Here is a 7,440-nt window from a genome sequence, read left to right as displayed (position 1 = left end):
ATTTGAGCCGTGAAATGGATGGGCTAGACATGTCTAGATGCACCTAGATTGCTAGAGGGCATCGTCATCCTAAGACTGATGCTTCAATCCCTGCATCAATTATTAAGATATGTATGCGTTCGCCCTGTTGCTGCCGCTGCTTCAAGTTGCTGCCTTGCCATCGTCCACCACTCTAATGTTCTTGCAGGAATAGAGATTAACTCTTGCAATTCATGAAGTCCATGCGCAAAGTCCATAAGGTCAATAAATTGATCAAAGAATCTTCTAGACTCTGTTTTATCACTAAAGAAAATTTGCTTTTGAGTTTCCGTAATGCCTTCTAGAAGGTTGACAGGATTTACAGGATTGTAGCCAAAATCGACAGGAATTCTAAGAGGAAAGAAGATGTCCCGAAAAATCACTGCCCCGACATGAACAGAAGGACTCTGAAGATCTCTCAAACTATAAATCTGATTGTAAATTTGTCGGATAGCGTCAGAAATCGAATCATCAGGAGTGATATATGGACTATTAGGATAAAGGCGCTTCAAAACTTCGTCAGATGCCAGAGCGTACCTTACATGTGGGTTAATCCCCTGATTTATAAGCTCCTTATCAATTTCCAACACCATCCCAAACAGATTTTCTGGAATTGACATTACGGTTTTTTACCTCACGACCTGAGATTCGGTTATTGTGACTCAATTATCTAAATCAGGAGTAGGGCAATCCAGCCAAGATGTTGTATTCGTACTCAACACAACTCCTATACCCACATTGCGATCGCAAAGCCTCTCATCAGGAGAATTACAATCCCAATTCTCCCTACTTTCCTGTCGTCAAATAGCCTGTTTCCGCCACCAGCTAGCTGCGACGGCAAAATCAACCGTATCGGTAATACAGGTCACGCCTGAGCGGGTGCCATCCAGATGCTCATAGTCCGTGGCGGTGGCAGTAGCAAATTCTTCAAACTCGGTGATAAGTACGCGGGCTACTTTGCCATCTTGAAAGCTAACGACGATTTCACGGGTGTCAGCATCATAATGAGCATCAATGATATCCTCTGGTCTGACCGGGGGGGCGACAACCACGGCATCATGCAGAGTCTGGTTTGTGTTCATTGGGTATCTCCATAAATTGAATCCCAGACGTCCCAGGCTTGGTCAAGATTTTGGGCAAGCAGGTTAACATACTCATCTATTTTAGAGGCTTTGATTTTTCCCGATAGAATATCGGTTTCACCAAATGATTTGCCATAGTTATCGGGACCTCCGTCTTCTCGTCTGCCAAGATAAATGCGCAGTTCCCATTCTGGTCGAGTAGGACTGGGTTTGACATGGACATGGGGTGGATGATGGTCTCGGGTGTAGATCAGATACAGGACTCCACCGAGCCTAAAGATGGTGACCATGGTGTTTTGGGCAGTGCATTCCAGCGGGAATTCTGACCCTACTGGTTATCTGTAAGATTGTCCATGATGGCGATTACTCATGCTGCGTTGGCAAAGCCTCTCCCCCGGAGAATCGCAACCGCAGGCGTCTCCCTATTTCTAGGTACAGCAGCCCCTCTACCGTTAGGCTTGGCAGTATTGGGCTCCCAGCTACCCGATGTCGATACCACCACCAGCCTGATCGGCCAAATCTGCTTTCCCATCAGCTCATGGATTGAAGACCGCTATCCCCATCGATCCATCACCCATTCCTTAGTGGCCACGGTCACGCTCACTGCGATATCCATAGGAATAGGGTTTACGCTGGGGTCAATAAAACCATGGCTAGCGCTGCCATTGGGTCATGTGCTGGCCTGCTTTGCCGATTGCTTCACTCGTCAGGGGGTCCAGCTATTTTGGCCAGTGCCAGTGTGGGCCATCAGCGTTGGCAATCCTAAACGTAGAATCTGTACGGGCGGCCCTGGTGAATATTGGGTGCTCTCTATTGCCATCGCGATTCTGGTGACTGGCCTATGGCTGGCGGGTGCGGGTGGTGTACAAACCCAGGTAAATCAAGGTTTGGGACTGCGGGACGGTGCGATCGCAACCTATAACCGTAATGCTGCCACCACCGAGGTGTATGCCGACATTATCGGTGTGTGGAATCATGACCGTACAGACGCCACTGGTAGCTATCTGATTCTCGGCAATGAAGGCTCAGAGTTTATCGTCACGGATGGTCAAGGTGTTTATAAAACTGGTGAAAGCATCATTGCTGAAAAGCTCACGACTAAGGCAGGTAAGCTAACACAGCGAGCAACAAAGACTCTCTCACTGAATGATCAGGACCTGGCAGCAGCGTTGGGAAATCTGATGAATTCCTATCCTGGCAACAGTATTTATCTCAGCGGTTCGATTGCTGTTGATTTTCCTGAGGAGATCCAGACCGTTAGCGACGGGCGACAGCTGGAAACTATAGTCGTATCTGGTGAATCCGTGACGCTCAGCTACCATCCGTTAGAGCTGGCGAACTGACAAGTCAGCTCTAACGCTATCGCACAGCTCAACGACCAGTGGGCCACTGGCACCATCACCGCTCTGATTCTGGAATGATCAGATTGGTCACCTCTCGCTGGGCCTTTTCATCCTTTAGCTCGTAGATGGTGGCCCCATCAGCACAGCGCTGAAACGCCACCCGCTGATGCACCACCGTTTTTAGCAAGTCACCATCCATCTCCTTAATCACCTGGCGCAACTCCCGATCCAACGAAGACCCCACCACCGCTTTACTCACCACATAGGCAATCTTGATGTCAGTGTAGATCGCCCGAATCGGGTCCATCCGTTCTAAGGTTTGCTCCGCCGCCCACAGGTCATAGGACGCTGGACTGATGGGAATTAACACTAAATCCGCTGCTGCCACTGCTGCCTATGTAATTGTCACCCTATAGCTGCCAACGTAATCGCCTCCGCCCGCCCTGGCGTATCAATCAAACAATCATTGCCGAGCTAGCCTCATTTAAAGCCGCTGGCCAACGCCGGAGCATCATGCGCTACAAGCTAGAGCTACAGGCAGAAATGGATACCTACGGCCATCTAAAACAGCGCCGCATGGAAGGGGGCCAACAGTGAGCGTAAACCAGACCCACGACATCATTCCTAACAAAGACTTAAACGCCCAGAGATGGGTCCGTTAGCATAGACCCACAACCCACAAACTAACCCCCATGACCAGCATCACCCTTAACCTCCCTGATACCGCCTTCTCGGCTCTACGCAAAACCCCTGAGGAATTTGCCCAAGAAATGCGCATCGCTGCCGCTGTCAAATGGTACGAGCTAGAACAAGTTTCCCAAGGCAAAGCAGCCGAAATCGCAGGATTAACCCGTGCTGACTTCATCCAGGCACTCTCCCGTTACCAGGTATCCCCCTTCCAGTACACCGAAGCTGACTTAATCCAAGAACTCAGTAATGCCGATTAAACACGTCATTATCAATGCATCTCCTCTGATTACCCTCTACAAAAGCCAGCTCGCTGACCTATTGCCCAAGCTATTTGGTCGGGTAAACGTCCCTCCTGCTGTGTGGCGTGAAGTAACCGCTTGCAAAGACGACATTGCAGCCCAAAGCTTACCTCAAGCGACTTGGACCAACCGACTGGAAACCATCACTATCGATCCAAAAGTATCTGCCTGGGATCTCGGAGCAGGTGAATCAGAAGTCCTCAGCTATGCCCTGGCCCATTCTGATTACACCGCCCTCCTCGATGACGCTGCCGCTCGTCGCTGTGCTGTGAGCCTCAAAATTCCCACTCTGGGAACAGGCGGAATGATTGTACTTGCCAAACGCAGAGGCATTATTTCATCTGTCGCAGAACCAATCCAAGCTCTGCAAAATGCTGGCCTATGGCTTTCTAAGAGTTTAGTCCAGTTGCTTAAACAACAAGCTGGTGAATGAGGTTTAGCCATGATGTCTCCCTTCGAAATCAATCGAATCGGTTACGAAGCCCTGGCCAAAGCCCTGGGTTTTGACGGCATGATTCGATTTCTGCGCCAATTTGACACCGGCTCCGGTGACTACACTCAAACCCGCCATCAATTACTGGATGATTTCACCGTTGATGACATCTTTAACCAAATCGAACAGCGCCGCAGTCAGAATAGTGGCCTGTCTGATTCGTAAGCCTCAGCCCTGCTATACGATTAGTCTCAAACCGCTGTAGCAATCCCAAAACTAACGGTATCCTAAAGCCAACGCTAATTGACGTCACAATGAAGCTGCCCGAGCTAAAAAAACGAGTTTGGAACGCCTGGACCCGGTTTAACCAGGCCAGTGGTGTGGTGACGCAGCCCCAAAACTACGTTCAAGACGTTAAGCAGTTCGGGGACCGTCGCTATAAGGTCACCTGGATTAAGGCATTAGCTCACTTCTCGGCCCAGGCCAGCTACGAAAGCTGTTTAGACGCCTACATGCTGGTATTAAACAGTTTTAACTTCACCCCAGACCGTTGGGACTATGAGTATCGGCACGACATCCTGGATGCGTTTTTGATGTATCCCGATGGTCTAGAGCTGATTAAAACCGGCTTGGAACAACTTTTAGAATTTACGCCCCAAGAACAGGACGAAGCCCATGGCTTTTTTGAATTGGTGGAAGAGCGAGGCACCCAACCAGGAAGAAACCGCCTCCCAATTAGATTTGAGCGGACACTCCCAGGCGCTTATTCCGCCGCGTAAGCGGGTGGATGGAGCCCTGGTTAATCGGCGGTTTAATAAGTCGATTAAAGAGAATGGCGGTGCAGGCAATGTATATGAACAGGCGGCTGTGACTCAGACGAAAGAGTTGTTTGGTTGCACGGTGAATGACCTATATCGGGAGACCGGTGGCAAGAAAGGTCGGCGGGATACCTTACCCCAGCCTGCCCAGGAAGCCTATATGGTGAATGAGTCGTTGGCGGCAAATGAGCTGGATCGGCAGATTGGGAGACTTGGTGGGGAGTCTCAGGATGAGGTGAATAGTCGGATTTTGGCGTCTGTTGAGCAGACTTCGAAACAAACGCGGAAATGGTTGCCATGGTAGGTGGGGTAGGCTAGCGCTAATGAATTGTAATAACTTGGCCCCGGTTTAGACTGTTTTTTTCGCGAGTTTCAATTCCAATTCACAACACACCATGAGCTGAACAAATCCCACTTTAGTGCGCTTATTATTTTAGTAATATAGCAATTTCAGCTCAATTGAGGTACGGCCTCAGCCTCAAAATCTACTCAATCAAAGAACTGAATGTACTTCACTGGCTCTGAAAACGCTATACATAAATTAATTGAAGTATATTTGTAGTCATATACACTGAACTTGAATTGAGATTTCACGAATGAAGTATCTAAAAATTGAGGTTCCAGATGTTAGTGCTCTAGGTGAAAAAATAAAACAACTAGAAAGTACCCCCAAGTATTACAATCATCCCGCAGTGGAAGTCCTCCAATATATTCATCGTAAAGCTCGTGGGGGAACTGAATATTACCATCAAGGTCCTGGCTTTAAGCTTTGGGCAGAAGTGCGCCATAATTCCCGTGATGCCGAAATCGTGCAAAAAATTGCAAAAAAACTTCCTGGTTTAATTTGCTTTACAGAATTTGAAAGAGATGATGTTTATATAATCGGCACAGAAAAATCAGACGCTTTTATAAGGAAATTAGCTAATGAGTGCCTAAGTGAGGAAGTTTACAAAAAAGACCAGCGTGAACAGTCATATGCCAAACTTACAGGCAAGTTGATGGATCTCTTAGTAATGGGAATGACTATGACCTACACCAAAAGTCGTTTCTATTTTGATATGGAATTTCATGAAGCCTTAGATTATGCCTGTACTCAAATGAAAGTCGATAGCAAACAGTATATTGCCTGTCTTTGTGACCATGGTGATGAATTTGAAATGAGACTAGTGCGCAAGAAACGTACTAAATTAGTCAATTTCTTAGATTAAGAGAACAACTTATCACTGAGTTACGGCAAACCAATACCCCACTATCATTAGGTAAATAGGGCGCGTTGCGTTGGTTAGGTTTATGCGTTCTGTTCCTTTTGAGTTTGTGTCTGGTTTAGCCGCTGAGTTTGGTGCGGTTGAGTGCTGCTGGCGTGAGTCTGAGCGCTCGTTTACGGGCTATGTGGCTGAGTGCTGGTTTGCGCAACTGCCGTCAGCGTTTGCTACCAAGTGGGCGGCAGTAGTGGGTTACCAGGTGCGGGTGCGGTGTGTGTCGGCTGGGCCTGCGCGGTTTGCGGTGTCGGTGCCGGTGGTGGTGCCAGAGGGTCAGGTGGTGCTCAAGGGTGGCCAGCGTGGTGGGCGAGTGCGGGTGCGGTTGGTGCGTTAGTTGGGTTTGGGTTGCGGTCGTGGTTGGTTGCGATCGCAATGTCGAAATCCTTCAATACAGCTAAACTAGGGACGTCACTAAGGCATATGCTCAAAAATGGTAAGTCGGATCTGGCAATTTTTGACGACTGATATTTCTGACCTGCTTTCAGGAGAAACCGTTGAGAGTACAGCTAAAGCAGCAGAAGTCGTCTTTGGATTAGCTGAAGTCCTTGAAAAAGAGGGGCCCAATGTACAAAAGCTGAGACCACTTGTAAACCAACTAGACTCACTGCTAGATGTCCTTAACTCACCTCTAGTGGACATTATTGAAAAAGGACTACCTTTTATCTCTATTGCCACAGGACTATTAAAATTCTATTTAGACAAAACCAAGAAACCCCTGACATTATCTAAATGCGTTGCATTAGTCAGTCAAGCGGCCTATCTAGAAAGCTTCAAAGTCTCTCTACAAGATGAGAACCTCTTACAGAAGATTGGCAAGAAACCAGCTTCAGACGAAATCTCACAACAAACCCAGGAATTAGGCAATTTATACCTCGAAGAAGACGAAGCTCGTCGAACAGTAACTAATTTTCCAAGCTCAAAGCTAGCAAAAGAGTTTGGACAGGTATTGCAGGCTCGATTAGAACAGGCAGGGCTAGATAAAGAATCCGCTCAAATGCTCAAAACACGGGTAATTTGGCTAACTCCTAGATATATGAATAGAGTCTGGGCTTCTTCAGAAGAAGCAGTAAAACATCTGGGACAACCCACGTTTGACGAGTGGCGCAAAGAGCAGGTGAAATATCAAAGCATTGACGATTACTTACGAGACATTATTCAGCTACAGCCCTGTGAGAAAGTCTTCAACGAAGAAAAGTTGAGGTTTCAAGATATTTATGTCCCACTCAATGTCCAACTCTTAGATAACCAAGGCAAGCCCCTTCCTAAAGAAAATCATGTAAGCCTTGAAGTCTGGGTAAAACATGATCTAATTAGTAACAATAATTCTCCAGGCCAAATACTGTTTATTCAGGGAGAAGCTGGGCGCGGAAAAAGTGTTTTCTGCAAGATGTTTGCTGATTGGACAAGACAAAATCTTTACCCAGCTTACATACCCATCTTGATTCGGTTAAGGCAAGTCAAGTTCTTGGCCAATAACCTCACAGAAACACTCAAAAAT

The 7,440-nt window shown here is 47.4% G+C and carries 13 protein-coding genes and 1 pseudogene; 10 read left to right on the top strand and 4 right to left on the bottom strand.

Annotation, left to right across the window (positions count from 1 at the left end; translation table 11 throughout):
• Window positions 1-95: 95 nt before the first annotated feature.
• From IQ260_RS24305 to IQ260_RS24295, 3 genes are all read right to left on the bottom strand, one after another.
• Complete coding sequence (locus tag IQ260_RS24305) at window positions 96-638, bottom strand: hypothetical protein (RefSeq protein WP_193995660.1); 543 nt, start codon at window positions 636-638, stop codon at window positions 96-98.
• A gap of 180 nt (window positions 639-818) precedes the next feature.
• Complete coding sequence (locus IQ260_RS24300) at window positions 819-1,100, bottom strand: hypothetical protein (protein ID WP_193995659.1); 282 nt, start codon at window positions 1,098-1,100, stop codon at window positions 819-821.
• Entirely contained in the window at window positions 1,097-1,390 is a 294-nt protein-coding gene (locus IQ260_RS24295) for a hypothetical protein (RefSeq protein WP_193995658.1), read from the bottom strand. Before IQ260_RS24295 ends, IQ260_RS24300 begins: the two co-directional genes overlap by 4 nt.
• Before the next feature lie 63 nt (window positions 1,391-1,453).
• Here IQ260_RS24295 and IQ260_RS24290 point away from each other — a divergent pair, with 63 nt between their 5' ends.
• On the top strand, window positions 1,454-2,443 hold the full coding sequence (locus IQ260_RS24290) for a metal-dependent hydrolase (protein ID WP_228016397.1): 990 nt from the start codon (window positions 1,454-1,456) through the stop codon (window positions 2,441-2,443).
• A gap of 55 nt (window positions 2,444-2,498) precedes the next feature.
• Here IQ260_RS24290 and IQ260_RS24285 read toward each other — a convergent pair whose 3' ends face one another.
• On the bottom strand, window positions 2,499-2,831 hold the full coding sequence (locus tag IQ260_RS24285) for a hypothetical protein (RefSeq protein ID WP_193995657.1): 333 nt from the start codon (window positions 2,829-2,831) through the stop codon (window positions 2,499-2,501).
• 14 nt (window positions 2,832-2,845) lie between these two features.
• On the opposite strand from IQ260_RS24285, the gene IQ260_RS24280 reads away from it, so the two are divergent.
• The 9 genes and pseudogenes from IQ260_RS24280 to IQ260_RS24240 all read left to right on the top strand — a co-directional run.
• Window positions 2,846-3,040 carry a hypothetical protein gene (locus IQ260_RS24280; RefSeq protein ID WP_193995662.1) on the top strand — a complete coding sequence of 65 codons (195 nt, stop codon included), beginning with the start codon at window positions 2,846-2,848 and terminating at the stop codon, window positions 3,038-3,040.
• Between the two features lie 95 nt (window positions 3,041-3,135).
• On the top strand, window positions 3,136-3,390 hold the full coding sequence (locus tag IQ260_RS24275; protein WP_193995656.1) for a UPF0175 family protein: 255 nt from the start codon (window positions 3,136-3,138) through the stop codon (window positions 3,388-3,390).
• Window positions 3,380-3,865, top strand: a complete 486-nt coding sequence (locus tag IQ260_RS24270; protein WP_193995655.1) for a DUF3368 domain-containing protein — start codon at window positions 3,380-3,382, stop codon at window positions 3,863-3,865. The genes IQ260_RS24275 and IQ260_RS24270 overlap by 11 nt, the downstream gene beginning before the upstream one ends.
• A 9-nt stretch (window positions 3,866-3,874) precedes the next feature.
• The gene (locus tag IQ260_RS24265; protein WP_228016396.1) at window positions 3,875-4,090 is read left to right on the top strand and encodes a hypothetical protein; all 216 of its coding nucleotides are present in this window, start codon (window positions 3,875-3,877) and stop codon (window positions 4,088-4,090) included.
• An 89-nt stretch (window positions 4,091-4,179) separates the two neighbouring features.
• Window positions 4,180-4,644, top strand: a complete 465-nt coding sequence (locus tag IQ260_RS24260; RefSeq protein WP_193995654.1) for a hypothetical protein — start codon at window positions 4,180-4,182, stop codon at window positions 4,642-4,644.
• Window positions 4,607-4,987, top strand: a complete 381-nt coding sequence (locus IQ260_RS24255) for a hypothetical protein (RefSeq protein ID WP_228016395.1) — start codon at window positions 4,607-4,609, stop codon at window positions 4,985-4,987. Before IQ260_RS24260 ends, IQ260_RS24255 begins: the two co-directional genes overlap by 38 nt.
• 292 nt (window positions 4,988-5,279) lie before the next feature.
• Window positions 5,280-5,891, top strand: coding sequence for a hypothetical protein (locus IQ260_RS24250; protein ID WP_193995652.1), 612 nt, complete (start codon window positions 5,280-5,282; stop codon window positions 5,889-5,891).
• An 82-nt stretch (window positions 5,892-5,973) separates the two neighbouring features.
• Window positions 5,974-6,276, top strand: a complete 303-nt coding sequence (locus tag IQ260_RS24245) for a hypothetical protein (protein ID WP_193995651.1) — start codon at window positions 5,974-5,976, stop codon at window positions 6,274-6,276.
• A 120-nt stretch (window positions 6,277-6,396) separates the two neighbouring features.
• Window positions 6,397-7,440, top strand: a pseudogene (locus tag IQ260_RS24240) (hypothetical protein); the annotation flags it as partial.

The organism is Leptolyngbya cf. ectocarpi LEGE 11479, assembly GCF_015207065.1.
Lineage (GTDB): Bacteria > Cyanobacteriota > Cyanobacteriia > Phormidesmidales > Phormidesmidaceae > Leptothoe > Leptothoe ectocarpi.
The sequence above is the reverse complement of the archived record's forward strand: the minus strand, read 5'-3'. Positions and strand labels throughout refer to the sequence as shown.